This is a genomic window from Methylocaldum szegediense (genome assembly GCF_949769195.1).
Lineage (GTDB): Bacteria > Pseudomonadota > Gammaproteobacteria > Methylococcales > Methylococcaceae > Methylocaldum > Methylocaldum szegediense.
Window position 1 is genome coordinate 1671636 of sequence record NZ_OX458333.1, and the last position, 26971, is coordinate 1698606.

A 26971-nucleotide genomic window follows, 5' to 3' on the forward strand; every position below is an offset into this window, starting at 1 on the left:
GCGCATAGTCCCGGAGCGCCCGATCAGTCGATCGTCACGGGATCGCCTATACACTCTTCCCGTCCGACACAAAGCCGTAGAGCGAGTTTAAAAACGCTCTATGCTCAAAACTCTGCAGCGCATTCCTGAACAAGCACCTCTGAATCAGCACCGGACCGTGGGGCAGCACAGCACCAGCCAAGGCTGAACTTTGAGACGAAACCCCAGTCATCCATGCAAAGGGAATTTCTTCGGAACGGCTTACGCCGCTTGAATACCGCCTTGCGGTCACTGAGGGAACAACCATGGGCTGGCATCTCGGCTTCGGTAGGCTGCCGACGGTTCTGCTGATTCTTTCTGCGTTTGCGACCGGATGCATCAAGGTCGGCCCGGATTACGCCCAACCTCCCGTGGACACGGCGGCGAACTGGCTGGACGCGCAGGACCCGAGGCTGAAGACGAACGCCATGGAGCAGAGGAACTGGTGGAAGGTCTTTAACGATCCCGTCCTCGACCGGCTGATCGACGCCGCTTATCGTCAGAATCTGCCCTTGCGCGTGGCCGGAATACGCGTCTTGGAAGCCCGAGCCCAACTCGGCATCGTGGTGGGCGAGTTGTATCCCCAAGTGCAGCAGGCATTCGGTGCCTTGCAATACAATCGGCTCAGCGAAAGGGCTGTACAGGGGGCCTTCTCCCGAATATTCAACTACACCCAATCGCAGATCGGCCTGACCGCCAGTTGGGAACTGGATTTCTGGGGCCGGTTCCGACGGGCGGTGGAATCCGCCGATTACACCCTACTCGCCAGCTTGGCGGATTACGACAATACGCTTGTCAGCCTGACCGCCGATGTGGCGCTCGCCTATATCCTGATCCGCACCGCCGAAAAGCGGCTGGAAATCGCCCGGCGCAACCTGGAAACGCAACGGGAAAGCCTACGCATCGCGGAAGCGAGGTTCCGGGGCGGCACGACCTCGCAACGGGACGTGGAGCAGGCCCGAACCGTATTGGCGAGTACCGAAGCCATGATTCCCGCTCTGGACATCACCTTGCGCCAGAGCACCAATGCCTTGAGTGTCTTGTTGGGAATGCCCCCTACGGATTTGACCGAATGGCTGGCGGGCGGTCCGTCGGGTATTCCGGTAGCACCGCCCGTGGTCGCCGTGGGCATTCCTGCCGAACTGTTACGGCGGCGCCCCGATATCCGATTGGCTGAACTCCAGGCCGCCGCCCAGTCGGCCCAGATCGGCGTGGCCAAGGCCGATCTTTATCCGGCCTTTTCCCTGACCGGCCAGTTCGGATTTTTGGCTGCCGACGTAGGTAAGGCATCTCTTTCGGACATGTTCGATTGGCGGAGCCGGTTCGGATCGATTGGGCCAACGGTGCGCTGGAATATCCTCAACTACGGGCAGATCACCAATCGCGTGCGGATGGAGGACGCCCGCCTACAGGAATTGCTGATCCAGTACCAGAACGCGGTCCTGACCGCGCAGCGGGAAGTGGAGGACAATCTCATCGCATTTCTGAAGTCCGGGGACCGAGCCCGGTTCTTGGCGGAGAGCACCGAGGCCGCGCTGCGCTCGCTGGACCTGGCAGTGCTGCAATACCGGCAGGGCATTACCGATTTCACCACCGTGCTGACGGCGCAGCAGGCCCTCTTGAACGAACAGGACAATCTCGCCAACACCTTGGGAGACATCGCGCGCAGCCTGGTCGGGGTGTATCGGGCGCTGGGCGGCGGCTGGGAGATCCGCGAGGGGCAAGACGTGGTGCCCGAATCGGTCAAGCGGGTCATGGCGGAGCGGACCGATTGGGGCAGAATGCTGTCCCCGGCGTTTTACCTGCCGCCCCCGGAACCGAAGCCGCTGGTACGGCCCCCGGATTGGTAGGCGTCAACCCTGAAGTCCACAGTTGTCGCGGCTGTAGGTACGAAGGCATTCCCACCCTCGAGGCGATCCCAGGGCGATGAAAAAACGAAAATCGATTCGCCAACCTAGAGATCTTGGCCTGGTCGTGGCCGGGGCGATGTTGTTGACGATTCTCACTTTTACCTTTGGATGCGGCGACCGGAACACATACGCCCCGCCTCCGCCGCCCGAAGTGACGGTCAGCCAGCCAATCCATCGGCCGGTCACCGGTTATCACGAGCTTACCGGCACCACCCAAGCCATCAACACGGTGCAGCTCACGGCCCGGGTCCAGGGTTACCTGGAAAAGGTCTTTTTCCAGGATGGCGATCTGGTCAAAAAGGGACAATTGCTGTTCCTCATCGAACCGGACATGTACGAAGCCAGACTGCGGCTGGCAGAAGCGCAAGTGCTGCAAGTCCAAGCCCAGCTCGACCACGCCGAGACCGAGCTCGCCCGTTTCAGCAACCTGGTGAAACAAAGGGCCGCGGCGCAGACCGATGTGGACAACTGCCGTTTCCAGAGGGACAACGCCAGGGCTTCGCTGCTGGCGGCACAGGCCAATCGCGATCTGGCCAAGCTCGACCTGAGCTACACGCGGGTCACCGCGCCTTTCGACGGCCGCATCGGCCGGCGGCTCCAGGATCCCGGCAACCTGGTCGGAGCTGGGGAAAATACGGTGTTGGCGGAAATCAACCAGATCGATCCCATCTACGTGTATTTCACGATCAGCGAGACGGAACTGCTGCGACGTATCCAGGCAACCGGCGTCTCGCCGACCGAGGCCGAAAAACTGAAGATACCGGTGTACTTAGGTCTCGCGAACGAGGAAGGCTATCCCCATGAAGGCTATCTCGATTTCACCGGCATTTCCGTCACGCCGACTACCGGCACGCTGTTACTGCGCGGGATCTTTCCCAATCCGGACGGCAAGATTCTGCCTGGGCTCTACGCGCGGGTGCGGGTGCAGAAGCTCGATTCGGAGCGGATTGCCGTACTGGTGCCGCAGACGGCCCTGGGCTACGACCAATTGGGCACCTACATCCTAGTAGTGAACAATCAAGACCTGGTCGAACGCCGAGGCGTCAAAACCGGCGACCAGGTCGGCGACCTCAGCGTGATCGAGGAAGGATTGCAGGGAGACGAATGGATCGTCGTTAGCGGATTATTGCGGGCTATCCCCGGCGCCAAGGTGACACCGCTACGGAAACCAGCCGAGGAGGCAACGGCTGTGGCCCAGCCAGGTAAGGGCTCGCCATGATGTCCGAGTATTTCATCGAGCGGCCCATCTTCGCCAACGTCATCGCCATCATCACAGTGATTATCGGGCTGGTGTGCTTCTATAACCTGCCGGTAGCGCAATATCCCGCCATCGTTCCCCCGACCATTCAAGTTTCCACCCGCTACCCCGGAGCCAGCGCCGAGGTAGTGGCGGCCACGGTCGGGATTCCCATCGAACAGGCGGTCAATGGGGTGGAAAACTCCTTGTACATCCAGTCCACCAGCACCAGCGACGGTTCCTATACCCTGACCATCACCTTCGAGGTGGGCACTGATCTCGATAAATCGATCTCCCTGGTACAGAACCTGGTGAACAGCGCCCAAGCGCAGTTGCCGGCCTCGGTCCAGCCCCAGGGCATCACGGTCCGCAAAGTCTCTACCGATATTCTGCTGGTGATCGGTCTTTACTCCGAGGACGACCGGTTCGACGACACCTATCTGTCCAACTATGCCGTCATCAATCTCCAGTATCCGCTGGCCCGGATACCGGGTGTCGGCCAGGTAACCGTGCGCGGCGCGGGTCCCTACAGCATGCGGATCTGGCTAGACCCCAACCGACTCCATTATTTCGGCTTGACCACCTTGGACGTGGTGAACGCCATCCAAGGGCAAAACGTGCAGGTGGTGGCGGGCCAACTGGGAGCACCTCCGGTACCGCCCGAGCAAGCCTTTCAGTTTACCGTCAACGCCCTCGGCCGATTGTCCGACGTCGAGCAGTTCGAAAACATCATTGTCAAGAGCGCCCGCGGCGAAACAGGGCAGATCGTGCGCATCCGCGACGTGGCCCGCGTGGAACTGAGCCAGCAGAGCTACGCCAACTTCTCCGCGACGCGCGGGCACCGATCGGCCAACATCCCGATTTTTTCATTGCCCGGCGCCAATGCTCTGGATGTTGCCGACAGGGTGCGCGCGGCTATCGCAGACATGAGCCGACAGTTCCCGCCCGGCCTGAAATACGAAATCCGCTACGACACTACGCAGTTCGTGCGGCAGGCCATACACGATGTCTACGTCACCTTGTTCGAAGCCGGCGTGCTGGTGCTCATCGTGATCATGGTGTTCCTGCAAGACTGGCGGGCAACGCTGGTCCCGGCGACCACCGTTCCGGTGACCATCATCGGGGCCTTCGCGGCGATGGCGCTGCTCGGGTTCGGCATCAACCTGATGACCCTGTTCGCCTTAATCCTGGCTATCGGCATCGTGGTCGATGACGCCATCATCATCGTGGAAAACGCGTCGCGTTACATCGAAGAAGGATTTCCGCCGAAAGAGGCGACCATCAAGGCGATGCAAGAGATGACCCGGCCTGTGATCGGGATCACCCTGGTGCTCACCGCGGTGTTCCTGCCGGCCGCGTTTCTGCCGGGCATCACCGGCCAGCTGTTCCGGCAGTTCGCCCTGGTAATCGCCTCCACCGCCATCATCAGCGCCATCAACGCCCTCACCCTCAAGCCTGCCCAGTGCGCGCTCTGGCTGCGTCCGCGGGAACGGCGCAAGCAACCCAACGCGTTCTATCGAGCGTTTAACGAGGCTTATGGGTATGTGGAAGGGATTTACGTTCGACTGATCACCCGGATGGTGTCCCGCCCGGTGCTCATGGCCTTACTGTTCCTGTTTGTGGTGGGCATCACCGGGGTGATCTACGCCTATCATCCGACGGGTTTTCTACCTACCGAGGACCAGGGCTACGCCATCGTGGTCGCCCGGCTGCCGGAAGGGGCATCCCAGCCCCGGGTCATCAGCGTAGTCAAGAAAGTCGACGACATCATCCGCAAAACCCACGGCATCCAAGCCTGGGTGACCATCGGCGGCTTCTCCCTAATCGACGGCGCCAATTTGCCGAATACCTTTACCACCTTCATCGTTTACGATGACTGGGACCAACGCGGTTCCGATTTGACCCAGGACAAGATACTCGGGGATCTCCGCAGCGCTCTGACGTCCTCTATCGAAGAAGCGCAAATCCTGGTGGTGGTGCCTCCGCCTATCCGAGGTTTGGGTCAGTCGGGCGGCTTCCAAATGATGGTCGAGGATCGCCAGAATCTCGGGCTTGAGGAACTGCAGAAAACCGTCATGGAAGTCACCCGCGCAGCCAACGCCCAATCGGGCCTCCGTAACGTCATCAGCACGTTCAGCGCCCGGAGCCCCCAGCTTTATCTCGAGATCGACCGGACCAAGGCGGAATCGCTGAATGTCCCGTTGCCCAATGTCTTTCAGACGCTGCAGTCCTATCTCGGATCGACGTTCGTGAATCTGTTCAACAAATTCAACCAGGTCTTTCAGGTTTACGTACAGGCGGATGCACCCTACCGCCTGACGCCGGAAGACATCAAAAACCTTTATGTGCGGAATGCGCAGGGCGAGATGGTGCCCCTGGGCACCTTGCTGGAAGTGCGTCGGACGCTCGGGGCGGAATTGATCACCCGCTACAACCTGTATCCGTCCGCCCAGATCATCGGGACCACCGCACCGGGCTTCAGTTCCGGCCAGGCCCTCGAGCTCATGGATCTGATCATGCAAAAGACGCTGCCGCGGGGCATGGGCTACGACTGGACGGCGACCTCCTATCAGGAAAAGCAGGTAGGCTATCAGGCTTATTTCATTTACACGCTGTCGATCAGTCTAGTCTTCCTGGTACTCGCCGCGCTCTATGAAAGCTGGGCCAATCCGGCTGCGGTCATCCTGGCGGTCCCCATGGCTTTGGTCGGCGTGCTCCTCGGGCTGGTGATCCGGGATTTCGACAATAATCTGTACACCCAGGTCGGGCTGGTTCTGATGATCGCGCTCGCCAGCAAGAACGCCATTCTGGTGGTGGAATTCGCGCGCCAGTTGCGAGCGGAGGGCATGTCCATCGTCGATGCCGCCGTCGAAGCGACCCGCCGCCGGTTCCGTCCCATCATCATGACCTCCTTCGCCTTCATCCTTGGCGTCGCACCTCTCCTGTTCGCCGCCGGCGCCGGAGCCGCCAGCCGGCAGTCCATCGGCACGGTCGTGTTCGGCGGAATGCTCGCTTCGACCTTGTTGGCCATCCCGTTCGTACCCGTGTTTTACGTACTGACGCAGCGGTGGAGTGAATGGTATGCAACCCGGCGGTTGGACAAAGGTCCGCAGTCAAACGGCTCGGATAGGTGATCGTCAAAGGTCTATTCGAGCAGGCCTTTCATAAGGATATCGATTGCGATCTTCGCACTGCCATCTAAGGAGAGAATCATCATGGCCGTACCAGAAGTCGGAGTGGTCCCCGGAACTTGCGCCGGCATCGGGCTGCCACCGCCGCAGAATTCGCCCGGCGAGGCGCAAGACTGGCCCTGCTGGCCCGGGGCATCGATGGGTTAGAGGCTGCACGGCGAGAGCTCGAACGGGCCGGGAGCCGCGTGCTCGTCGTACCTACGGACATACCCGATCCCGATCAGGTGGATCAGGCCACCGAGCGGGTCGAACGGGAGTTGGGGCCCATCGACATCTGGGTGAATTGCGCCATGGTGACGGTGTTCTCCCCGGTGAGCAGCATGACACCCGCGGAATTCAAGTGAGTCACCGATGTCACCTAATGACCCGGCACATGGGCGGTAGCACCGAGCCCGGATTCCCGAACCTCCCAGACAAGCCGTTCTTCCTTGGGATTATCGAACAGTTTCGTCGGTGGGGCGGCAGCATCCCGCCGGAGGACGTCCATGAGACGTCTAGCCTGTTCGTAGGCCTCCCCTTCGGAGTTTCCGCCGAACTCCACCAGCAGCCATCCGCGCCTTCCAGCAACAGGTCCAGCTCTTCGGGATGCAGACGCATCCTCTGCATGGCCTTAACCAAAAGGTCATCCATGCCTTCCCGGCCGATGGGCCGGTGCTCCAAAATTTCACGTACATGGTCGCCGGCCTGGTAGATGTCCGAGTATCCCAGAACCAGCAGAGAGCGGCAAGGCGGACTCGGCACCAGGCGCAGTTCCGCTTGCAGGACCACCACACAGGTGCCCTCGCTGCCGACCAGAGCACGGGCGACGTTGAAGCCGTTTTCGGGCAGCAGCTCTTCCAGCGCAAAGCCGGAGACGCGGCGGGGAATCTTGGAAAAGCGTGCTCGAATCAGGTCGGCGTACTAGTCGCGTATGGCCTTCAGGCCGGCATAGATTTCGCGGCGCCGGCCGCCGCCGCGAATAATCGCCTCCAGTTCGTCCTCGGAGGTTGGACCGACGGTCATGCGCAGCCCGTCGTAGGTGAGGATATCCAGCGTATGAACGTTGTCGGCGGTCCGTCCCCCCATGACCGAATGCACGCCGCAGGAATTGTTGCCGATCATCCCCCCGAGGGTATTGTGGTCGTGGGTCGACGGGTCGGGACCGAAGGTCAGATGATGTTCCTCGGCCTTGCCGCGCGGGAAGTCCAACACACAGCCCGGCTCCACCACAGCCCGCTGCCGTGCGGGGTCGAGGGATAGAACACCGCGGAGATACTTGGACATGTCGATGATCACGGCGGCATTGCAGCATTGCCCGGCCAGGCTGGTGCCGACGCCGCGGGAGGTAACGGGCGCGCCGTGATGGCGGCAGGCGGCTACGGTCTCGATCACATCATCGAGACTGCGGGGAATCACGACACCGATCGGCACCTGCCGGTAGTTGGACGCATCCGTCGCATACAGCGCCCGGCTACCGTGGTCGAAACGCACCTCACCGCGGACGCGCTTGCGAAGGTCGGCGGCAAGGGCACCTACGACCTCGGTGGGGAAGCTGGGGATTGAGTGGGACATCAAAACCTCCGTGTTGCGTCCCGTGCCCGCCCAGCTGTGCGGCTGTTAAACAGAATTCAGGCAACTCTACCAACTCGGCAGACGGAACTATTCTGCACATCGAGCGGATCGATATGCAGAACTTCAAACTGTTTGACCGGGGATCGTTCGAGTTTCATGCCTTGCGCAATCCGATTGCTGCAATCGATGGGAGCGGGAATACCTTGCTTTTTCGGACAATCGTGAAATCAGTATTCTCGAGCGCGCGGGTTTCGGGTTTTTGCCAGTACTTTTGTTAGGGAAAAGAGTATAAAAATACTCAATGGTGCGTCCATCTATGAAAGTGGTACTTCCGTTTCCTTGCAACTCCGGGAGATGGTCATGGAATCCCCGGCGCAACGGTTTGCGCGAGAGGTTTCGACATTCACCTGTCCATGATCCGGCACAAGAGGCCAACAGCGCCGAAGTTCAAGCTCAACCAGATGGGTCGTTGATACTCTATCTGCCTTGACAACCCCTGCCGCTCTCTTGGTCTGGACGCTTTGCACTATTTTGGCGCGTCCTGCCCCATTCCTGAGCACTCGTTCCGAAGTTTGGAGTCTCGATGCTTGGTATCGCGATTTTTCGCTAGTATCCAATTTACCATTCGGCAACCGACATTCCTGTATTCGCTTAGCCTGCATAGCCCTCCTGCGCAGCGGCCCGAATAATGCCATTAAATCGAAGTAGGCCAACGAACCCCCGCAAAGCTTGGCATGCAATCTGCCTGATAATCATTGAGAGCGGAGTGTCGGACAAAGAGCGTTAAGTCTTGTCTTCAAGTTCTGCGCAGCCTCAAGCGGTACTGTGATTTGGATAATCCGGCTAATCCGGAACGAGGTGACTTGAGTGCGGATGCACTCATTCTGAGCAATTCTCAAAAACCAGGTGAAACATATGAAAATCACGGCACTTGTTCCCGCATTACTAGTACTTACAGCATGCGCTTCCAGCCCTGACAAAGTGGCGATGCACGATGAAAATGACAGGTTATGCGAAAACCACAAGCATGATTTTCAGTATTTTCGAGCCGCCTTTGATAAAGAGCGCGCCGAAACGTGTTCGAATGGATGTATATATACCCCTTCGATGAACAAGAGCTCTGATATGATGGAGCGAATTGCCGGGTTATATTACTTGATGAATTGTGACTACAATCATGGCAGGCTGTGACAACAAGCCCGTATCGGCCTAGGAACGTCACTTTCCGAAGCGCAGGAAATGTCTCTTAAACTCTGCTCGGGTGGAAGTGACCTATGTGTCGCGTCTCGTGTGATTATTTACCGAGAAGGAGTTATGCTCTGTTCGAAGCCCGGAGCCTTCTCCAGGAGATATTCGGTTCGTCCAAGTGAGGTTTCTCTCCATGCAGATTCGTCTTCATAAGAACGCCCGTACCACCCCGGCCGTTCGGCAGGCCATTCAAGCGTCCACGTTGAGCGAGCGCGCCTTGGCCCAAAAGCATGGCATTAGCCGAACGACCGTCCGCAAGTGGAAACACCGCTCCTCGGTCGAAGATGCCTCACACCGGCCCCACACCCTCAGAACCACGCTCACGCCCGCCCAGGAAGCCATCGTGGTCTACCTCCGCCAAGCTCTGCTCCTCCCCTTGGATGATCTCCTGGCCGTGACCCGGGAATTTCTCAATCCCGCCGTGTCCCGTTCCGGGCTAGACCGCTGCCTGCGCCGCCACGGGGTGGCGTCCCTCAAGACCCTGCTTCCGCCTACAGAGAAGGCGAAGGTCAAACCCTTCAAGGCCTATGAGCCCGGCTTCCTTCACCTGGATGTTAAGTACTTGCCCGCCATCGACGGCGAACCCCGCCGATACCTGTTCGTCGCCATCGACCGCGCCACCCGCTGGGTCTATGTCGCCCTCAAGCCCAACCGCTCCGCCTTAAGCGCAAAGGACTTCCTCAAAGCGGTGATTCAGGCCGCGCCTTTCCGCATCCAGAAATGCCTGACCGACAACGGCTCGGAGTTTACCGACCGTTTCCTGACCCGAACTCGGCAGCCCTCGGGGACGCATGAGTTTGACCGCCTCTGTACTGAACAAGGCATCGAACATCGCCTGATTCCGCCGGGCCGGCCCCAAACGAATGGCCTGGTGGAACGCTTCAATGGCCGCATCGAGGAGGTGTTGCAAACCCATCACTTCGATTCAACCGCCGATCTGGACACCACCCTGCACCGCTATGTCGAGCTGTACAATCATCACATTCCCCAAAAGGCCTTAGGCCATCTCACCCCGATCCAGGCTCTCAAAAACTGGCAACTGTCCCATCCTCATCTTTTTCGAAAGAAGGTTTACGATCTTGCGGGACTTGACACCTATGGTGTTCCTGATTGCCAGCACCATTTTTGAAATCGGGTAAATCCTCGATTTTGAGAGGCCGTAAGCCTGTTCACCTGTTGCAGCTGTAGGCACGGGCAATGGCTACGCCATTGAAGGCACCAACGGGAATGAGCCGCTGCCAAACCACATGGGTGGCCCCCAGTTTTTCCGCCTTTCTCAGGGCGGAAGATTTGGCCAGTGGTTGCCAACCGAAATTCTTGCCGTAACCCGACGATCCCTCGACCTTGCCCAGGAAGCGGCAATCCTGTACCGCTGATTCCTGCACCTCAATGGGTTTGGCTATGCCTAGCGTGGTAAAACCGACCACGAGAACAATCGCCATCAAACCTTTCGTTACAACTTTGCGATTAGCTTTACGCGCGACAACCATAGACATGGAAATTACTCCCGTAAAAGATCTAAACATCAGTTCTGCATAGTTTTCGAATTCTGGAATTCCATTCCTTACAGGCTAAAGGCCCGGCCTAAGTAGGAAGTGGGGGGACCTGGAGAGGAATTCTTAGGTCGGGTTTCTAGGCACAGGGAACCCCGGCATCGCGTTTGTGCGGTTTTGCGTGTGCTACTACCGTGCCATACGTTAGAGCTTGGCGATTCAACGATTTATATCCAGAGGCGTGATCGAGATTTGCAGGATGTGGTGGAAATCCACCAAGCCAATGGTGCATCGGAACGTTGCGCTTTTCCCCCTGCCTACACTTTATAGCGCTCCGCCTCCCGCTCCTTCAGTTCCAATCCCATCCCAGGCCGGAACAGGTCGGGATGCAGCACGCCTCGGACCGGCCTCGCCACGCCTTCAAACAGCATTTCCTCGATCCACACATGGTCGTGGAAATATTCGCAATGGCAGACCTTCGGCGCGGCGCAGCACACGTGGAGATGCAAGGCCGGGGCGGTGTGGGCGGAGAGAGGAACATTGAACGCCCAGGCGAGATCGGCGGCGCGGAGGAATTCGGTGATGCCGCCGCAACGGCTGGCGTCAGCCTGGAGCACGTCCACCGCGCCCGCTTCCAGCATGCGGCGGAAATAGAAGGCGTCGTAGCCGTACTCGCCGGCGGCGATGTCCATCCCGGCATGGCCGCAGTCTCGGATCAGGCGGAGTCCTTCCAGATCGTCCGACGACACCGGCTCCTCGAACCAGGAGACGCCGCAGTCGGCGAAACATTCCGCCAGGGCTAACGCCTGTTTGCGGCTGTAGGCTCCGTTGGCGTCCACGAATAGGTCCGCTCCGGAGCCGATAGCATCGGCCGCGAGGCGAACCCGCTCCGGATCGTCCTCCGGGTGAGTGCCGACTTTCATCTTCACCCGGTGAATCCCTGCTTCAACCCAACCGTTGAGTTGCTCACACAGGCGCTCGATCGGGTACGACGTGAACCCGCCGCTGCCGTAGACCGCTATGCCCTCCCGTACCTGACCGAGCAGCACGACCAGCGGCACATCCAGGAGCCTTGCTTTAAGATCCCACAACGCCGCATCCACTGCGGCGATCGCCATGGAACACTGTCCCGGCCGCCCCTGGTTGCGGATCGACCGCACCATTGCGTCCCAACAAGCGGTCACCGCCATGGCATCTCGTCCAATGACGGCGTCCGCTAATGGGTTCTGGATCAACTCGCCAATGGCTCGGCTGCCATAGGTATAGCCCAGCCCGACTTTTTCCCCGCCATAAGCCTGGACGATTACGACCGTGGTCGATTCCCAGGCATACGTGCCGTCCGCTTCGGGATAATCGGTCGGGATGCGATAGGTCTGAACCTCCAGTCGTTCGACGGGAGTATCGATCGTTCTCGTGGCCATGCTTTAATCTCCCGGCACTCGATTTGAAGCCATCTGGCGCTTCGACCGATCCTCGTTTCTGTAGTTGGACATGGATACACGTCAAACCGACTACGGCTTTTCCGTCTCCGGCAAAACCGTCGAAGCGATCTCCTTGGCCGAGGACTTAACCATGCCCCAGGCGTCCGGATCGCCGCCGAACAAGGCGGATAAGTAAGCCTTGGCCTGCTCGAAAGTGATGTGTGGCGGCAAAGGCGGCACGTTGGGGTCGGTGTAAGCTTCCAAGAGCACCGGCCGGTCGGCGGCGAACGCCCGCTCCCAGGCCGGGGCAATGTCCTCCGGCTGGTCCACCTTGATCCCCAGGAAACCCAGTGATTCGGCATAGCGGGCATAGGGGAAGTCCGGCACCTTTTGTGACGCCTCGTACTTGGGATCGCCCGCCAGAGCCCGCTGCTCCCAGGTCACCTGGTTAAGGTCGCGATTGTTCAAGACCAGCACGATAAAGCGCGGATCGCGCCAGGTCTTCCAGTATTTCTCGACCGTCACCAGTTCGGCGTTGCCGTTCATCTGCATGGCGCCGTCGCCCACCAGGGCAATCACGACCCGCTCGGGATAGGCGAACTTGGCGGCAATGGCGTAGGGCACGCCGCAGCCCATCGTGGCGAGCCCTCCCGAGAGCGAGGCCATCATGCCGCGGCGGATCTTCACGTCACGGGCGTACCAGTTGGTGCCGGAGCCGGAGTCGGCGCAAATGATGCAGTTATCGGGGAGGCGCGGCGACAGTTCCCAGAAGACCCGCTGCGGATTGATGGGATCGGCCGTGTTCATGGCGCGGGACTCCAGCACTTGCCACCACTCCCGAATTTCCTGTTCGATGAAGTCTCGCCAGCTGCGGTCGGTCTTCCGTTGCAGCCGCGGGATCAAGGCCCTAAGCGTCTCGGCACTGTCGCCGACTAAATTCACCTCCATGGGATAGCGCATGCTTAGCATCCGCCCGTCGAGATCAATTTGCACGCCGCGGGCCTGACCTTCCTTGGGCAGGAACTCGGTATAGGGAAAACTCGAACCGATCATCAAAAGGGTATCGCAGTCCCGCATCATCTCGTAGCTGGGCAGGGTACCCAAGAAGCCGATGGACCCTGTGACGAAAGGCAAATCGTCCGGCAGCGCCGCCTTGCCCAAGAGAGCCTTGGCAACGCCGGCTCCGAGAATCTCCGCTACTTCGATGACTTCGTCGGTCGCCTGCAGCGCACCCGCGCCGACCAGTATCGCCACCCGCTGCCCCTGGTTCAGCACGTCCGCCGCCTTTTGTAGGTCCTCTTCTCTCGGCACCACACGCGGCGCGGAGTACCCGTATCCGGACAAGATATGACCGTGCTTTCGGGGCGGCGTGATGACCGCGTCCAGTTCCTGGAGGTCGTTGGGAACGACGAGACAGGTGACGGTCCGCTCGCACACGGCGATACGCACTGCCCGGTCCACGAGGTGGCGGATCTGGTCCGGGCTCGAGGCCAGATGAACGTATTCGTGGGCCGCGTCCTTGAATAGCGTCACCAGGTCCACTTCCTGTTGGTAATCACCGCCCAGTGCGCCTCGCGCCTGTTGTCCGACGATCGCCAGCACCGGCTGGTGGTCCAGCTTGGCGTCATAAAGCCCGTTCAGAAGGTGAATTGCACCGGGTCCCGAGGTGGCGAGGCACACGCCCACCTGCCCGGTAAACTTGGCATGGGCACAGGCCATCAAGGCAGCCATTTCTTCGTGGCGCGTCTGGATGAATTGAAACCGCTCCCCGGCCCGGCCGAGCGCGCCGAGAATGCCGTTGATGCCGTCTCCCGGATAGCCAAATATGCGCCGGATGACCCACGCGGAAAGCCGATCCAGCAGAAAATCACTCACCGTGTACGCCATGAGTCGCCTCCTTTCCCGAATGCGTTACCGCTAATTCGCCTGTCCGCCTATCGTTGCTGATCACCGATCGAGGCTGCGGCATGGACGTGAGGTACTTCAAATAAGACCCGTAAGCGTCGAAGAAATTGCCGAACCGGTCAAAATCAAGCGCCGGTTCCCGTACTGTGTCATCTGCCGCTTTTACGAAACCGCGACACAAACGACGAGGTCTTATTTCCGATGTTGGGCAACTATCCCAAGGCCTTGACCCATCTGTCGCTCATCTCCGCCATCGTCGCCCTGGCGGAAATGGAAGCCGGGGAAGAAAGCCCGGCCGGAAGAATCCGATATTGAGACAGAACACCCGCGTGAACGTCGAACAAAATCGCCGAAAAGAACCGACCGTTCGCAATCAACGGCCCGTTCCCGTTTTGTGGGCTGATCGAACCAGGGGCAATCGACGATGACCGATACTCAGCGCAATAACGACCAGTGGTACATCGCCGCAACTACCCCACGGACCCAGGAGGTCATTCGCACCCTCAAGCACGGCGACACCTTCGGCGTGTTCGATTGCCAAGGCGATATTGGCCAGACCGATACTGAAGAACAGGGGCTCTATCACCACGGAACCCGCTTTCTCTCTCAATGGGAGCTACTTATCGACGGCGGCCGGCCCATGCTGCTCGGTTCCATCGCCAGGGAAGACAACAGTCTCCTCATCGTCGATCTAACCACGCCCGACATTATCAGCCGCCTGATGGTCCGGCAGTACCGCTTCGTTCCCCGACCGGAGATGGGCTGGGTGTCAGGCGTGCGTGCTGTTCGAGCGGGGTGGCACGGAAGTGTTGGTGGAGATTTCCACCCAAAGGCGGAGAAATCGCGCTGCGCGCTCGTGGACCGGAGCGGAAAGAGCTGCTGAGCGTCATCGCGGCCGATTTGGATGCCTTGAACGACACCTTCCATGGGCTGCGGGAAAAGGTGAACATCTTGGTGCCCTGTGTGTGCACTCGCTGCCGCACTTTAGCCGAGCCGGAGTTCTTCGAGCAAAAGCGGCTGTTACAACGCAAACGGGACGGCAAGCTGAAGGTGGAATGCCCCGCCAGCTACGAGGACGTGGACGTCCTGGAAATGCTGGACGGCATACGGGTGGACCGGCTGCCGGGCTGGGCCAAGGAGGAATCCCGGCTGAAGGCACCACCGGAACCGGAAAAAGTGGAACGGACCATCAAGATTTTTCTCGCCTCGTCTTCCGAACTCCGGGCCGACCGTGACGAATTCGATCTTTATTTTCGCCAGCAGAACGACACACTCCGCAAACAGGGGATTTATCTGCAAATCGTCCGCTGGGAAAACTTTCTCGACGCCATGTCGGAAACCCGTCTACAGGACGAATACAACAAGGAGATCCGGGCCTGCGATCTTTTCGTCAGCCTGTTTTTTTACCAAGACTGGAAAATTTACCGAGGAAGAATTCGACACCGCCCACCGGCAGTTTCAGGAAACCGGCAAACCGCTCATCTATACCTTTTTCAAGAATGCTCCGGTGAATACTGGAAATATCGATAAGGAAGTTCTGTCTCTGCTGCAATTCAAAGACAAGCTCAAAGAGCTCGGCCACTTTTATACCGGCTACGACAATATCGAGCACCTGAAACGGCAGTTCAAAGATCAGTTGGAAAAGCTTATTGATAAAAAACTTATTTAATGAAAGCCCCTGAAGGTCTTTCCCAAAGAGGCGAATAAATCAGGTGAATCAAGAGCATTTTGGACAATCAGCCGGATATCTTCAGTATCCAGGTTGAACTCGCCGAGGCTCAGAAAGCCCCCGAATTGTGAAAGACCGGTGATGCAGTTGAAGGTAAATTCACAACCTTATTCCGTTTCCCAATCAAAAGGACAGATGTAGGCCGGAAAAAGCTTGTCTTGAGATTCTATGGTTCATGTCAAGCAGTCATTGCGAGCCGTGAAGGATCGAAGCTGGTGTTGTGGCGATACAGAGAAAACGCGATGCGCGCGATTTTGCGGGCGATCACGACAAGCGCAGCGGTGCTCAAAAGCCCTTTGCCTCGGTAGTACTCATACCAAGGTTTCCAGAGTTTGGATTTGCTGGCGGCGGAAGCGGCGTTGTAAAGCAATCGTCGGAGTTCTCCGGGGCCGCGCTTGGACAAACGCCGACGCCCGATCCGCTGGCCCGAGTCCTGAGGACGGGGATCGAGACCGAGGAAGGCGATGAAGGCATCGCCGTGAGTAAACGATACCCGCTCGAGGAGACTGAGCAAGCCTGCAGCGACCTAAGGGCCGACGCCGACGATGGTCTGCAAGCGCCGGTAAGCGGCTTGACGCTCGGGCTGCCGCGTCATCAAGCGTTTGAGTTCCGCATCGATGCGGGCGATCAGCTGATCCAGGTGTTGCAGAAGGGCGTTCAGGTCTGCCTGAAAATCGGCCACCCCCTGCAGGGTCTACCGGAGCGTTCCCTGAACGGTCACCCACTTGGCACGCCGCTGGATGAGCCGTGTCAGGCGACGCTGCTCGGCAGTTGGGGGGCGTGTAGGGGATCAAGTACGGGTGTTCATGTGCGACAAAACGGGCGATCAAACGGGCATCTACCCGATCGGTCTTACCCCGTTGCCCCATGGCCTTCGCATCATGGCGCATATCCTTGGGATTCAACAGAAACACGGTGAAGCCGTGGGCACGGGCCAGATCGGCGAGCCTTTCGTGATAGCTGCCCGTGGCTTCGAGGCCGAGGCGGCTGCCCGGAGGCAAGGTGTTGAGCCAAGCGAGGAGTGCGTTCTTCTCGTTGGGGAGGGACTTCACCGGCCAGGTGCCTTCAGCACAGGCGACAACGATCTCAGTTTTGGCGACATCGACACCGATGTTCAAAACGGTTGACAGGACAGGTCTCCGATCCGGTACCGTGATAGTGCTGGGTGGACGCGCACGGTCGTCAGCTTGCGTCCAAATCGGCGAGTGTGCAGGAAAAGCCGTTAAAACCATACAAGCAAAGTCGAAGTCGTGTCCTCGAATGATGCGGTTCGCTTCGCTCACCGCATCCTACGACCGGTATTTTGTAGGGTGCGGTGAGGAACGAACCGCACCGATCGTATCCGCGAATGATGCCCGTCCTGAGCTCCGCCGAAGTGCCTGTCCTGACCATAGTCCGAAGGGCGGTTCGGTTCGCTCACCGCCTCCCACGGCCTATTAGTAACCCCCGTAGCCTGGATGGAGCGAACGCGGAATCCGGGACACCCCCATTCCCCGCATTCCGCTACGCTCCATGCCGGCTACGAACTTTCTTAAATATCGGCCGGGTTAATCCGGGGAAGGGATTCCCCGGCGCGGCAACAGACCCCGTGAGCCCAGGCCGGGCGTGTACCGGCCTGGGCGGCAGCCCGTGAATACCAGGAGGGTATTTACGGGTCTGATTCATAACGAGCAGACGGGCAAGGGAATGAGCATGCAGGAGACACGAGTCCGCTGGATCATGGGATTAGCGGGTGCGGTAGTGATAGCCGCGCTGGGTGCATGGATTTGGCTTGCCTGGGATCGGGAATTCTTCCTGGCGTGGAAGCGGGAGGCAGGGTCTGGGCCGTTTTTCATCGCGCTGGCGATCATGCCCATGTTCGGGTTTCCGACAACGCCGTTTTTTTTGATGGCTGGAGCAACCTTTGGCGTCGTGGTCGGGTTGGCAGGATCGGCACTGAGCTTGGCGGTCAATCTGGCATTATGCTACTGGATCGCGCGGAGCGGACTGAGACGGGTGCTGGAGGCATGGCTGGCACGCACGCGCTATGAGCTACCCGAGGTGACGCCCGGGAGGGAGTTTCAGTTCACTCTGCTCGTGAAAATGACGCCCGGCATACCAACCTTCATAAAAAATTACCTGCTCGGTCTGAGCGGGGTGCCGTTTACGATCTACTTTGCGGTCTCGTTTACGGTGACTCTAGCCTATGCCGCGGCGTTCATCGTGTTGGGCGAGTCGATGTCTACGCATGATCTGGGCTGGGGCGCATGGGCATTGGCCGCGCTGGCGCTGCTGGGCCTGGCTTTATGGTGGTTTCGCCGCCGGCGGCACCGCTAACGTTATCTCATCCGGCATTCGAGTGAACAGTAATCGTAGGATGGGTAGAGCGAAGCGAAACCCATCGTGGGATAGCCCCTCGGCTCCGCTCAGGACAGGCCCTTCGACTACGCTCAGGGCAGGTCCGAGGTTGCGCGGTGGGTTACGGCCTCGCGGCCTAACCCACCCTACAAAATTAATGCCTTGTAGGGCCTACAGAGCATGTGCCCGACACCGCCCTGGGAGCGGCGAATCGTACCGATGCACCCAGCGTGGTTATCGGCCAAAGCCGTGGAGCCATCACAGCGTCGTGGGCTTATTCTCAAACAGATGAAACGCTACCGCCTCGAACGGCGGCGCCTGGATCGCCTGACCCGGCTCAAACCGGCCGATCGGGCGAAAACTGCCGGCGTCGAGGATCAGCGCTTCGAGCCAGGGCGCGTCCGGATCGATCAGCCAGACGAAAGGCACACTGTGACGGGCATACAGAGGAAGCTTTTCGTTCAGGTCGTAATCGCGGCTCGTAGGTGACAGCACCTCGCAAATCCAGTCGGGCACAACCCGAAACCGATGATCCTCCGGCATCGAGGGAAGCCGCTCGCGCCTCCAGCCCGCCAAATCCGGCACCGTGAACTCGTATTGAGGACGAAATGGACTTCCGGTTCGTCCAGAATCCACCAGCCGCCCGGACCTCCCACACCGTCCTCGAACGGGGCTCCCAAGCGTCGGCCAAGTACACTCGCGCTATGAATGTGTTCGCCCTCGGGGCGCGGCAGCGCGTGAAGACGACCGTTGACGAGTTCCGCCGTGTAGCCGGCCGGCACCGCTTCCAGGTCGGCGTAAGTTGCAGGGCCGGCGGAGACGAAATGGACTCGGGCGCTCATTTGGAGTCAACCATTTAAAGCGTTTTCATCATTCATTGAAAGGCAACCGAGGGGAAAGGAAGTCAGGCAGGACTAACTGGACTCCATACTGGAAGCCATCCGCGAACGGTGCGGTTCGCTTCGCTCACCACACCCTACTTCCACTACAGCTAAATGATTTCAGCAACGTAGATCTACTGTATAAACAAAATGAAAACGCTCTAAAACTTGGGCGTTAATTATTCCATTGAGGCCGGGGCTTTTTCATAGTTTTGCGGTGTCGGTCATCGCTGTTCTCCTTTGAAACACGCTCCAAACGCTAGCCCGCCGACGCATCGGGGTTCTTACCTATAGCTCGCGGAGTCTCCCTGACGCACTATTGCTCGGATGAGGATGCATCGGGCTTTGCGGCGCATCGAAGCGGTCGACCGCCGTTTCTAGGATTTTGGACCGCCGCCTGGATCATTCAGCCGTAAAAGGAGTTGCGCGCTGATGGGACAGATTTTCCGACCGAGAGCCAACAGTTTTGCACGAATCGCGCTCTTGGCGCTGTTTCTCATCATCCTGTTGCCTTTCGGCATTGGTTTCGCGCTGGTCCGCTCTCCTTATCTGACCGGCGTCGACGACGTCCCGCGTCAACCAGTACCCTTCAGCCATCAGCATCACGTCAGCGGTCTCGGCATAGACTGCCGCTACTGCCATGACTCGGTCGAACATGCGGCCTTCGCCGGCATCCCGCCGACCGAAACCTGCATGACCTGCCATTCCCAGATCTGGACCGACGCCGCCATGCTGGAACCGGTCAGGGAGAGCTGGCGGACGGGTAAACCGCTGCGCTGGACCAGGGTCTACGACCTACCCGACTTCGTCTATTTCAATCACGCTGTCCACGTCAGCCACGGCATCGGCTGCACCACCTGCCATGGCCCCGTGGGCCGGATGCCGCTCACCCGGCAAGCCACCCCCTTGTTCATGTCCTGGTGTCTCGACTGCCACCGCGCGCCCGAGAAATACGTCCGGCCGCGGGAACATGTCTTCGATCCCGACTGGATGCCGCCTCAAGATCAATTGGCTCAGGGCCGGCAATTGGTACATGAATACCGGATCCGGGTCGGACAACTGACCGATTGCTCCGTGTGCCACCGATGAAACGGAAAACGCCTGGTACCGATTTCGCCACGCTAAGCACTCTGCCGATACCGGATAACAGCCGTCCTCTGTGGCGCAGCCTGGAGGAATTGGCCGATACCGAGGCTTTCCGGGAATTCGCGAGCCGGGAGTTTCCCGAATGTACGGATCTTTGGCTGACGCCGGTGAAACGCCGCCGATGGCTTAAGCTGATGGCGGCTTCGCTGGCGTTCGGCGGACTAAGCGGTTGCGTCAGGCCGCCGAGAGAAGAAATCGTGCCTTATGTTAGGGCGCCGGAACATATGGTGCCGGGCAAACCGCTTTATTTCGCGACGGCACTGACCCACGGCGGATATGCCCAAGGCGTGATCGTAGAAAGCCATATGGGCCGCCCCACCAAAGTGGAAGGCAATCCGCTGTATCCGGCGAGCCTCGGCGCTACCGACATTTTCTCGCAAGCCGCGGTGCTGAGCCTTTACGACCCGGACCGCTCGCAAACCGTGACCAACGGCGGGCAGATCAGCCATTGGCAGGCTTTCGTCGAGCACTTATCGGCGCAGCGAGAGCAATGGGCGGCCAGGGGCGGGGCCGGGCTCCATATTCTTACCGAGACCTTCACGTCGCCGACGCTCAGCCAGCAGTTCCAAGATTTCCTCCGTGTGTACCCGAACGCGCGCTGGCACCGATACGATCCGGTCGACCGCACCAACGGCCTGGAAGGCGCGCGGCTCGCCTTCGGCCAGAAAGTGGACACGCTGTATCGTTTCGACCGGGCAGCGGTGATTCTGTCACTGGACTGCAATTTTCTGACCGATACCCCGGCCCGCACCCGCTATGGACGCGATTTCATCGAAGGGCGGCGCGTCCGGCACGGCAAGGCCACCATGAACCGCCTTTATGTGCTGGAATCCACGCCGACGCCAACCGGCGCCATGGCGGACCATCGCTTGCCGGTACAAGCAGGGCGCATGGAAGCCGTCGCGCGGTTACTGGCCGCCCGGTTGGGCCTTGCCGATGCTCCGGATAGCGAAGAGATGCCGATACCGGAACGCTGGCTGGACCTCGTGATGCGCGATCTTTCGAATCACCGCGGCGAAAGCATCGTGATCGCCGGGGATCACCTGTCGCCGCCGGTACACGCGGTGGTTCAGGCGATCAATCAGGAGCTCGGCAACTTCGGCCGAACCGTCATCCATATCGACCCCGTAGCCTCGGCGCCCCCAGATTCCGGGGGCTCTCTCCCGGCCTTGTTGGACGAGATTCTCACCGGCAGCGTGCAAACCCTCGTCATCCTCGGCGGCAATCCGGCATACGCCGCACCGGCCGATCTCGAGGTCGAACGAATCTTGCGCCGGGTGCCGCTGCGCATCCATTGGGGTTTGTACGCGGACGAAACCGCCGAGCTTTGCCATTGGCACATCCCCGCGCTGCACGAACTGGAAAGCTGGAGCGACGCCCGGGCTTATGACGGCACCGTCTCTCTGATGCAGCCGTTGATCGCGCCGCTCTACGGCGGCCGCTCGGTGCACGAACTGATGGCGCTGCTGATGGGACAGGCCGGACAGTCGGACCATAACCTGGTGCAGGCTTACTGGCGAAGCCGTTATGGCGGTCCCGATTTCGAGCGTTTCTGGAAAAAAGCGCTGCAAGACGGCATCGTCCCCGATACCGCCGCGACGCCGAAAACCGTCTCGGCCCGCGCCGATGTCGCCAAGACGCTGCCGCCGCGCAAGACTTCCGGCTCCTCGCTCGAAATACGGTTCCAGCCGGACCCGAGCATCGGCGACGGCCGCTACGCGAATAACGGCTGGCTTCAGGAGCTGCCGAAACCGCTCACCAAGCTCACCTGGGAAAATGCTGTGCTGCTCAGCCCGAATACCGCGAAGCGCCTGGATCTTGCGACCGGCGACCTGGCGGAACTCCATTACCGCGAGCGCCGCTTGACGGCCCCGGTCTGGGTCATGCCCGGACACGCCGACGATTCCGCCACGCTTTATCTCGGTTATGGCCGAAGACGAGCCGGACAAGTCGGCAATCATACGGGTTTCGATGCCTATCGGCTGCGGGCCTCCGACGCCCCCTGGTTCGATTACGGCCTAGATCTCCGCAAAGCCTCGCGGCCGCACGGCTGGCTGGGTTCGCTGCTTTCGACCGAAAACGTCGAGTTGGCCACGACCCAGCGTCATCATACGCTGGACGGGCGCGAGCTGGTGAAAGTACTCACGCCGAAGACGCTTGCGTCGGCCGGTACGGAACCCGCCGAGCCCAAGCCGTCGCTCTATCCCGAATACCGATACGAAGGCTACGCCTGGGCCATGGTGATCGACCTGAATGCCTGCATCGGCTGCAATGCCTGCGTCGTGGCCTGCCAGGCCGAGAACAACGTTCCCATCGTCGGCAAGGAGGAAGTGCGGCGCGGGCGGGAAATGCACTGGCTCAGGGTCGACCGGTATTACGCCGGAGAGCCCGAGAACCCCAAGACCTATTTCCAGCCGGTCCCCTGCATGCACTGCGAGAAAGCCCCGTGCGAACCGGTCTGCCCGGTGCAGGCCTCGATCCACGATTCGGAAGGGCTCAACAATCAGGTGTACAACCGCTGCGTCGGCACCCGGTTCTGCCAGTCCAACTGTCCCTACAAGGTCCGCCGCTTTAATTTCTTCGCCTACACGGAAGCGGCCGAAACGAATGAAGGCGCACTCAGTATCCGCGCGGTGCGGAATCCGGACGTGACCGTGCGGAGCCGCGGCGTGATGGAAAAATGCACGTATTGCGTGCAGCGCATCAGCGAGGCGCGTATCACCGCGGAACTGGAACACCGCCGGATTCGCGAAGGCGAAGTTCAAACGGCTTGCCAGGCGGCCTGCCCGACCCAAGCCATTATCTTCGGCGACCTGAATGCGCCCGACAGCCAGGTCGCCGCGCTCAGAGCCGAACCGCACCATTACGCACTGCTTGCGGAACTCAACACCCAGCCGCGCACCACTTATCTCGCGAGAGTGCGCAATCCCAATCCGGAGTTCGACGATGAGCCGGAACATTGACGAACACCCGGAAAATGAAACCGTTCTGCACGCGGACCAGGATTACGCCTCGATCAGCCGCGAAATCAGCGACATCGTGTTGCGGCCCGCGGGCCGAGGCTGGTGGCTGGGCTTTGGCCTGAGCGGCTTGGGCGTCCTGATCTTCTTCGCCGCCGCCGTCTATCTCTTTTACGCCGGGGTGGGCATCTGGGGCGTCAATACCACGGTCGTCTGGGGTTTCGCCATCATCAATTACGTCTGGTGGATCGGCATCGGCAACGCCGGCACCCTGATCTCCGCCATGCTTTACCTCGCCCGCCAGCCCTGGCGCACCTCGATCAACCGGTTCGCCGAGGCCATGACCATCTTCGCGGCCTCAATCGCCGGTTTGTTTCCCATTCTGCATCTGGGCCGACCCTACCTCTTCTACTGGCTGGCGCCCTACCCCAGCACCATGGGCGTATGGCCCCAGTTCCGCAGCCCTTTGGTCTGGGACATGTTCGCCATCCTCACCTATATCATCGTGTCGGTCTTGTTCTGGTATACGGGACTGATTCCGGACTTGGCCACCCTGCGCGACCGTGCCCGCAGCCGCGCCGCGCAACTGGTCTACGGCGCCTTGGCCTTGGGCTGGCGCGGGTCGGCGGCGCACTGGAGACATTACGAGAGAGCCTATCTCATTCTGGCGGCGCTCGCCGTGCCCCTGGTCGTTTCGGTGCACAGCGTGGTCGGCTACGATTTTGCGACCACACTCATGCCGGGCTGGCGCTCGACCATTTTCGCGCCCTACTTCGTGGTCGGCGCGATGTTCTCCGGCTTCGCCATGGTCATCGTCATCACCATCGCCCTGCGCGCCGCCTTCAAGCTGCACGCCTTCGTCACTCCGCGCCATCTGGACGCCATGGCGAAAATCCTACTCGCGGCATCGCTGATCATGGGTTACGCCTACGGCATGGAAGTGTTCATGGCCTGGTACGGCACAGACGCGGACGAATGGCGCCAAACCGTCACGACCGCCACTGGGCCGTATGCGCCCGCCTACTGGGGCATGCTGTTCTGCAACATCGTCGTGCCCCAGCTGTGCTGGTCGGCGCGCATCCGGCGCAACATCCCGGCGCTGCTCATCATCGCCATCCTGGTGAATGTCGGCATGTGGCTGGAGCGTTATGTCATCGTGGTCAACATCCTGAGCCACGGTTTCGTTCCCTCTCAATTCCGGCAGTATTTCCCGACCGTCTGGGACTGGGCCACGATGCTCGGCAGCTTCGCGCTGTTTCTTTGGTTCTTTTTTCTGTTCGTCCGCTTCGTGCCCATGGTGCCCATGCACGAAGTCCGGAGACTCGCCCATAGCCTGGGAGAGCGCTCATGACCCCGAATTCCTCATGGCTGGCCGAATTCGCGACTGCCGAACAGCTCCTTAATGCGATAACCCGAACCCGCATCGCGGGCTATCGCCGCATCGAGGCCTATGCACCGTTCGACGTACCGGGGCTAGCCGAAGAGTTGGATCTGCCCGCGTCCCGCCTGCCGCTATGGATACTGATATTCGGCATTCTTGGCGGCGTATCGGCCTTTTTGCTGCAGGCTTATCTCGCCGCAGTCGACTTTCCCCTCAACGCGGGCGGACGGCCTTATTTCAGCTGGCCGTCCTTTACCCTGGTGAGTTTCGAGTTCACGGTGCTCGGCGCTGCGCTAGCGGGCTTCTTTGGGATGTTGGCGCTCAAGGGTCTGCCCCGTCCCTACCACCCGATCTTCGATGCGGCAAATTGCGACCGGGCGAGTCAGGACCGGTTTTTCCTGATGATCGATTCCGACGACCCAGAATTCGATCCGGATTCCACTCGCCGATTCCTGGAATCGTTGAATCCGATCGCCGTTACCGAGGTGAACCGTGAGGTCAGTTAAGCGCGGCTTCCGCCGTCTCTCGATTCTTCCGGGAATGCTCGTCCCCTTGCTCCTGACCGGCTGCGAACAGGACATGGCCGATCAACCCAAATACGAACCGCTGGAAGCCGCCGCCATTTTTCCGAACGACCAGTCCGCCCGCCCGCTCGTCGAAGGCACCGTGGCGCGCGACACCGTGATCGAACCTCGCCCGGCACGTCCCCCTTTGCCGATGACCGAAGCGGTATTGAAGCGCGGCCGGGAGCGCTACGACATTTATTGCGCCCCTTGTCACGGCCGCGCGGGCGACGGCGAGGGCATGATTCCCGAACGGGGATTTCCGCGGCCGCCGTCCTATCATACCGATCGCTTGCGGAATGCCCCCGACAGCCATTACTACGATGTCATCACCAACGGCTTCGGGGTCATGTTTTCCTATGCCAACCGGGTTGCGCCGGAGGACCGCTGGGCTATCGTCGCCTACATCCGCGCCTTGCAGCTCAGCCAGCATGCGACGAGCGACGATGTTCGCGAGGCGGGATTGGAGGATAAACTCCGGGAGGCCAAGTGACGGAAACCGTGCGCCTACGGATTCGCCCTGTCCTGCTTCTGCTGATCGCAGGCCTTGCCTTGTGCGCTTGCCTTTTGAGACTGTGGTGGGCGCCGGATGCCTTTTTCCGCAGTTATCTTCCGGCCTGCCTGTTCTGGATCGGGCTGCCGTTGGGTTCGCTGGCGCTACTCATGATCCACCGCTTGACGGGAGGCGGATGGGGCGTCTTCATCCGCCCCGTTCTCGAGACCAGCGCGGGCACTCTGCCGGTCAATGCGGTCTTGTTCCTGCCTCTAGCCTTCGGCTTGGCACACCTTTACGCCTGGGCCAGGCCCGATTGGACGGTTCCGGCCACTCCGGGAGGACAGGCGGTCTATTTACAGCCGGGCTTCTTTTTGATCCGCGAAGGAATAGTTTTCGTGCTTTGGCTGGGACTTGCGTCCACGTTGGAGCTCTGGCGCAGCCGTTCCGCCGAGGTCAATCTCAACCGCCGCAGTGCGCTCGGCCTGATCATCCTCGGTCTGACCGTGACCCTATTCGGCATCGATTGGGTCATGTCGCTGGAACCCCGCTGGACCTCGGCCAACATCGGATTTCTCTCGGCCGTCACCCCGATGCTCGCCGCTCTCGCATTCGCCGTAATGGCCCGATGTCTTTTAATGCCAAACGGTCGTAATGCGGCTTTGCGGTTTCAGGATCTCGGCGGCTTGTTGCTGGCTTTCGTTCTGCTCTGGAGCTATCTGGCGTTTCAGGAGTATTTGACGATCTGGTCGGAAAACCTGCCCGACAAGACCATCTGGTATGTTCAACGGCTCAACGCCGGCTGGCGATGGTGGGCTTGGTCCACGGCCGTCATTTGCGGTGCACTGCCGTTTGTACTGCTGCTGTTCCGCACGCTCAAACGCAACCCGAGGCGTCTGATCTGGGCCGCGGGGCTAGTGCTTTCGGGCAATGCGCTCGAATTTTATTGGCTGGTGCTGCCGAGCTTTTACCGGAGCCCGGGCGAACTCAGCCCGCTCGATGCCCTGCCCTTTATCGCGGTCGGTGGATTCTGGCTTTCGGCCTTTCTCCGGGCCTTACCTCGCGCCCTGGCCCGGTCCGAACCGGAGAGAATATCCCATGGCTGAACAAGACCGCGGCATCCCGCCTATCCTGTCCCCCGAAGCGGGCGAAGCCGACATCAGCACCAAGGCGCTGATCGCCGCCGTGATCATCTTCCTGGTGGTGGTGATCGTCGCCAGTGCCGGAGCCTGGCTGTTGATCAAGCGCTGGGCGCATATCGAACCGAGTCCTGCCCTCCCGCCCTCGCCGCAGCCCACCGTCCAGACCGAGCCGCCGCTTCAGATCGCGCCGGCGCTGGACCTTCAGAGCTTACGGCAACGGGAGGATCGCCTGCTTCAGAGTACCGAGTGGATAGACCAGGGCGCCGGCATCGCCCGTATTCCGATCGAGGACGCCATGGCCTTGCTCGTCAAACGCACCGGGCGGAAAGACGAACCGCACACGGACCATCCGAGAGACTGACGCC

At 60.1% G+C, this 26971-nt stretch carries 25 protein-coding genes and 1 pseudogene; 17 read left to right on the plus strand and 9 right to left on the minus strand.

What is annotated here, in order from left to right:
* Positions 1–284: 284 nt before the first annotated feature.
* From QEN43_RS07105 to QEN43_RS07120, 4 genes are all read left to right on the plus strand, one after another.
* The gene (locus QEN43_RS07105) at positions 285–1868 is read left to right on the plus strand and encodes an efflux transporter outer membrane subunit (protein ID WP_051331597.1); all 1584 of its coding nucleotides are present in this window, start codon (positions 285–287) and stop codon (positions 1866–1868) included.
* Positions 1869–1944: 76 nt separating this feature from the next.
* Positions 1945–3147 (plus strand): efflux RND transporter periplasmic adaptor subunit, encoded by a 1203-nt coding sequence (locus tag QEN43_RS07110; RefSeq protein WP_026610164.1) that lies wholly within the window; start codon positions 1945–1947, stop codon positions 3145–3147.
* A complete protein-coding gene (locus QEN43_RS07115) occupies positions 3144–6299 on the plus strand; it encodes an efflux RND transporter permease subunit (RefSeq protein ID WP_317963873.1) in 3156 nt (1051 codons plus the stop codon). Before QEN43_RS07110 ends, QEN43_RS07115 begins: the two co-directional genes overlap by 4 nt.
* A gap of 116 nt (positions 6300–6415) precedes the next feature.
* A complete protein-coding gene (locus tag QEN43_RS07120; RefSeq protein ID WP_317963874.1) occupies positions 6416–6700 on the plus strand; it encodes an SDR family NAD(P)-dependent oxidoreductase in 285 nt (94 codons plus the stop codon).
* A gap of 10 nt (positions 6701–6710) precedes the next feature.
* On the opposite strand, the gene QEN43_RS07125 is transcribed toward QEN43_RS07120, so the two are convergent.
* Positions 6711–7127 carry a hypothetical protein gene (locus QEN43_RS07125; protein ID WP_026610162.1) on the minus strand — a complete coding sequence of 139 codons (417 nt, stop codon included), beginning with the start codon at positions 7125–7127 and terminating at the stop codon, positions 6711–6713.
* A 129-nt stretch (positions 7128–7256) separates the two neighbouring features.
* Entirely contained in the window at positions 7257–7907 is a 651-nt protein-coding gene (locus tag QEN43_RS07130) for an FAD-binding oxidoreductase (RefSeq protein WP_026610161.1), read from the minus strand.
* Positions 7908–8822: 915 nt separating this feature from the next.
* Between QEN43_RS07130 and QEN43_RS07135 the strand changes: the two genes are divergently transcribed.
* The gene (locus QEN43_RS07135) at positions 8823–9098 is read left to right on the plus strand and encodes a hypothetical protein (protein WP_036268192.1); all 276 of its coding nucleotides are present in this window, start codon (positions 8823–8825) and stop codon (positions 9096–9098) included.
* 190 nt (positions 9099–9288) lie between these two features.
* Positions 9289–10284, plus strand: a complete 996-nt coding sequence (locus QEN43_RS07140; RefSeq protein WP_317963875.1) for an IS481 family transposase — start codon at positions 9289–9291, stop codon at positions 10282–10284.
* Between the two features lie 40 nt (positions 10285–10324).
* On the opposite strand, the gene QEN43_RS07145 is transcribed toward QEN43_RS07140, so the two are convergent.
* The 3 genes from QEN43_RS07145 to QEN43_RS07155 all read right to left on the minus strand — a co-directional run bounded on the left by QEN43_RS07145 (position 10325) and on the right by QEN43_RS07155 (position 13956).
* The gene (locus QEN43_RS07145) at positions 10325–10597 is read right to left on the minus strand and encodes a hypothetical protein (protein ID WP_156912708.1); all 273 of its coding nucleotides are present in this window, start codon (positions 10595–10597) and stop codon (positions 10325–10327) included.
* A 368-nt stretch (positions 10598–10965) separates the two neighbouring features.
* Entirely contained in the window at positions 10966–12069 is a 1104-nt protein-coding gene (locus QEN43_RS07150; protein ID WP_026610158.1) for an enolase C-terminal domain-like protein, read from the minus strand.
* 90 nt (positions 12070–12159) lie between these two features.
* Positions 12160–13956, minus strand: coding sequence for a thiamine pyrophosphate-requiring protein (locus QEN43_RS07155; protein ID WP_317963876.1), 1797 nt, complete (start codon positions 13954–13956; stop codon positions 12160–12162).
* Between the two features lie 442 nt (positions 13957–14398).
* Here QEN43_RS07155 and QEN43_RS07160 point away from each other — a divergent pair, with 442 nt between their 5' ends.
* From QEN43_RS07160 to QEN43_RS07170, 3 genes are read left to right on the plus strand one after another with little or no spacing between them, the layout of a single operon-like run.
* Positions 14399–14857: a glycogen debranching N-terminal domain-containing protein gene (locus QEN43_RS07160; protein ID WP_026610156.1), complete on the plus strand. Its 459-nt coding sequence runs from the start codon at positions 14399–14401 to the stop codon at positions 14855–14857.
* Complete coding sequence (locus tag QEN43_RS07165; RefSeq protein WP_317963877.1) at positions 14770–15504, plus strand: hypothetical protein; 735 nt, start codon at positions 14770–14772, stop codon at positions 15502–15504. Before QEN43_RS07160 ends, QEN43_RS07165 begins: the two co-directional genes overlap by 88 nt.
* Positions 15482–15643, plus strand: a complete 162-nt coding sequence (locus tag QEN43_RS07170) for a hypothetical protein (protein ID WP_156912707.1) — start codon at positions 15482–15484, stop codon at positions 15641–15643. The genes QEN43_RS07165 and QEN43_RS07170 overlap by 23 nt, the downstream gene beginning before the upstream one ends.
* Positions 15644–15881: 238 nt before the next feature.
* On the opposite strand, the gene QEN43_RS07175 is transcribed toward QEN43_RS07170, so the two are convergent.
* The 3 genes and pseudogenes from QEN43_RS07175 to QEN43_RS21725 form a co-directional block, all read right to left on the minus strand.
* Complete coding sequence (locus QEN43_RS07175) at positions 15882–16217, minus strand: IS110 family transposase (protein WP_026610154.1); 336 nt, start codon at positions 16215–16217, stop codon at positions 15882–15884.
* Between the two features lie 12 nt (positions 16218–16229).
* Positions 16230–16385 (minus strand): hypothetical protein, encoded by a 156-nt coding sequence (locus tag QEN43_RS07180; RefSeq protein WP_156912706.1) that lies wholly within the window; start codon positions 16383–16385, stop codon positions 16230–16232.
* Positions 16386–16560: 175 nt separating this feature from the next.
* Positions 16561–16935 (minus strand): annotated as a pseudogene (locus tag QEN43_RS21725) (IS110 family transposase); the annotation flags it as partial.
* A 460-nt stretch (positions 16936–17395) separates the two neighbouring features.
* Between QEN43_RS21725 and QEN43_RS07190 the strand changes: the two are divergent.
* Complete coding sequence (locus QEN43_RS07190; RefSeq protein ID WP_162144286.1) at positions 17396–18019, plus strand: TVP38/TMEM64 family protein; 624 nt, start codon at positions 17396–17398, stop codon at positions 18017–18019.
* Between the two features lie 279 nt (positions 18020–18298).
* Here the strand turns inward: QEN43_RS07190 and QEN43_RS07195 are convergent, their stop codons facing one another.
* Positions 18299–18625 (minus strand): Uma2 family endonuclease, encoded by a 327-nt coding sequence (locus QEN43_RS07195; protein ID WP_202901099.1) that lies wholly within the window; start codon positions 18623–18625, stop codon positions 18299–18301.
* A gap of 728 nt (positions 18626–19353) precedes the next feature.
* On the opposite strand from QEN43_RS07195, the gene QEN43_RS07200 reads away from it, so the two are divergent.
* Genes QEN43_RS07200 through QEN43_RS07230 form a run of 7 tightly spaced genes read left to right on the plus strand, consistent with a single transcriptional unit; the run spans position 19354 to position 26967 of the window.
* A complete protein-coding gene (locus tag QEN43_RS07200) occupies positions 19354–20010 on the plus strand; it encodes a cytochrome c3 family protein (protein WP_026610151.1) in 657 nt (218 codons plus the stop codon).
* Positions 20007–23030 (plus strand): TAT-variant-translocated molybdopterin oxidoreductase, encoded by a 3024-nt coding sequence (locus tag QEN43_RS07205; RefSeq protein ID WP_317963878.1) that lies wholly within the window; start codon positions 20007–20009, stop codon positions 23028–23030. Before QEN43_RS07200 ends, QEN43_RS07205 begins: the two co-directional genes overlap by 4 nt.
* The gene (gene nrfD / locus QEN43_RS07210) at positions 23014–24378 is read left to right on the plus strand and encodes an NrfD/PsrC family molybdoenzyme membrane anchor subunit (protein WP_317963879.1); all 1365 of its coding nucleotides are present in this window, start codon (positions 23014–23016) and stop codon (positions 24376–24378) included. The genes QEN43_RS07205 and nrfD overlap by 17 nt, the downstream gene beginning before the upstream one ends.
* Complete coding sequence (locus QEN43_RS07215; protein WP_026610150.1) at positions 24375–24914, plus strand: DUF3341 domain-containing protein; 540 nt, start codon at positions 24375–24377, stop codon at positions 24912–24914. The genes nrfD and QEN43_RS07215 overlap by 4 nt, the downstream gene beginning before the upstream one ends.
* Positions 24901–25464: a c-type cytochrome gene (locus QEN43_RS07220; protein WP_317963880.1), complete on the plus strand. Its 564-nt coding sequence runs from the start codon at positions 24901–24903 to the stop codon at positions 25462–25464. Before QEN43_RS07215 ends, QEN43_RS07220 begins: the two co-directional genes overlap by 14 nt.
* Positions 25461–26570, plus strand: coding sequence for a hypothetical protein (locus QEN43_RS07225; protein WP_051331595.1), 1110 nt, complete (start codon positions 25461–25463; stop codon positions 26568–26570). Before QEN43_RS07220 ends, QEN43_RS07225 begins: the two co-directional genes overlap by 4 nt.
* On the plus strand, positions 26563–26967 hold the full coding sequence (locus QEN43_RS07230; RefSeq protein WP_026610148.1) for a hypothetical protein: 405 nt from the start codon (positions 26563–26565) through the stop codon (positions 26965–26967). Before QEN43_RS07225 ends, QEN43_RS07230 begins: the two co-directional genes overlap by 8 nt.
* Positions 26968–26971 lie beyond the last annotated feature (4 nt).

Coding starts and splice junctions, on each gene's coding strand:
- QEN43_RS07105 (WP_051331597.1), top strand. CDS start 285: ATGGGCTGGCATCTCGGCTTCGGTAGGCTGCCGACGGTTCTGCTGATT.
- QEN43_RS07110 (WP_026610164.1), top strand. CDS start 1,945: ATGAAAAAACGAAAATCGATTCGCCAACCTAGAGATCTTGGCCTGGTC.
- QEN43_RS07115 (WP_317963873.1), top strand. CDS start 3,144: ATGATGTCCGAGTATTTCATCGAGCGGCCCATCTTCGCCAACGTCATC.
- QEN43_RS07130 (WP_026610161.1), bottom strand. CDS start 7,907: ATGTCCCACTCAATCCCCAGCTTCCCCACCGAGGTCGTAGGTGCCCTT.
- QEN43_RS07135 (WP_036268192.1), top strand. CDS start 8,823: ATGAAAATCACGGCACTTGTTCCCGCATTACTAGTACTTACAGCATGC.
- QEN43_RS07140 (WP_317963875.1), top strand. CDS start 9,289: ATGCAGATTCGTCTTCATAAGAACGCCCGTACCACCCCGGCCGTTCGG.
- QEN43_RS07145 (WP_156912708.1), bottom strand. CDS start 10,597: ATGGCGATTGTTCTCGTGGTCGGTTTTACCACGCTAGGCATAGCCAAA.
- QEN43_RS07150 (WP_026610158.1), bottom strand. CDS start 12,069: ATGGCCACGAGAACGATCGATACTCCCGTCGAACGACTGGAGGTTCAG.
- QEN43_RS07155 (WP_317963876.1), bottom strand. CDS start 13,956: ATGGCGTACACGGTGAGTGATTTTCTGCTGGATCGGCTTTCCGCGTGG.
- QEN43_RS07160 (WP_026610156.1), top strand. CDS start 14,399: ATGACCGATACTCAGCGCAATAACGACCAGTGGTACATCGCCGCAACT.
- QEN43_RS07190 (WP_162144286.1), top strand. CDS start 17,396: ATGCAGGAGACACGAGTCCGCTGGATCATGGGATTAGCGGGTGCGGTA.
- QEN43_RS07200 (WP_026610151.1), top strand. CDS start 19,354: ATGGGACAGATTTTCCGACCGAGAGCCAACAGTTTTGCACGAATCGCG.
- QEN43_RS07205 (WP_317963878.1), top strand. CDS start 20,007: ATGAAACGGAAAACGCCTGGTACCGATTTCGCCACGCTAAGCACTCTG.
- nrfD (WP_317963879.1), top strand. CDS start 23,014: ATGAGCCGGAACATTGACGAACACCCGGAAAATGAAACCGTTCTGCAC.
- QEN43_RS07215 (WP_026610150.1), top strand. CDS start 24,375: ATGACCCCGAATTCCTCATGGCTGGCCGAATTCGCGACTGCCGAACAG.
- QEN43_RS07230 (WP_026610148.1), top strand. CDS start 26,563: ATGGCTGAACAAGACCGCGGCATCCCGCCTATCCTGTCCCCCGAAGCG.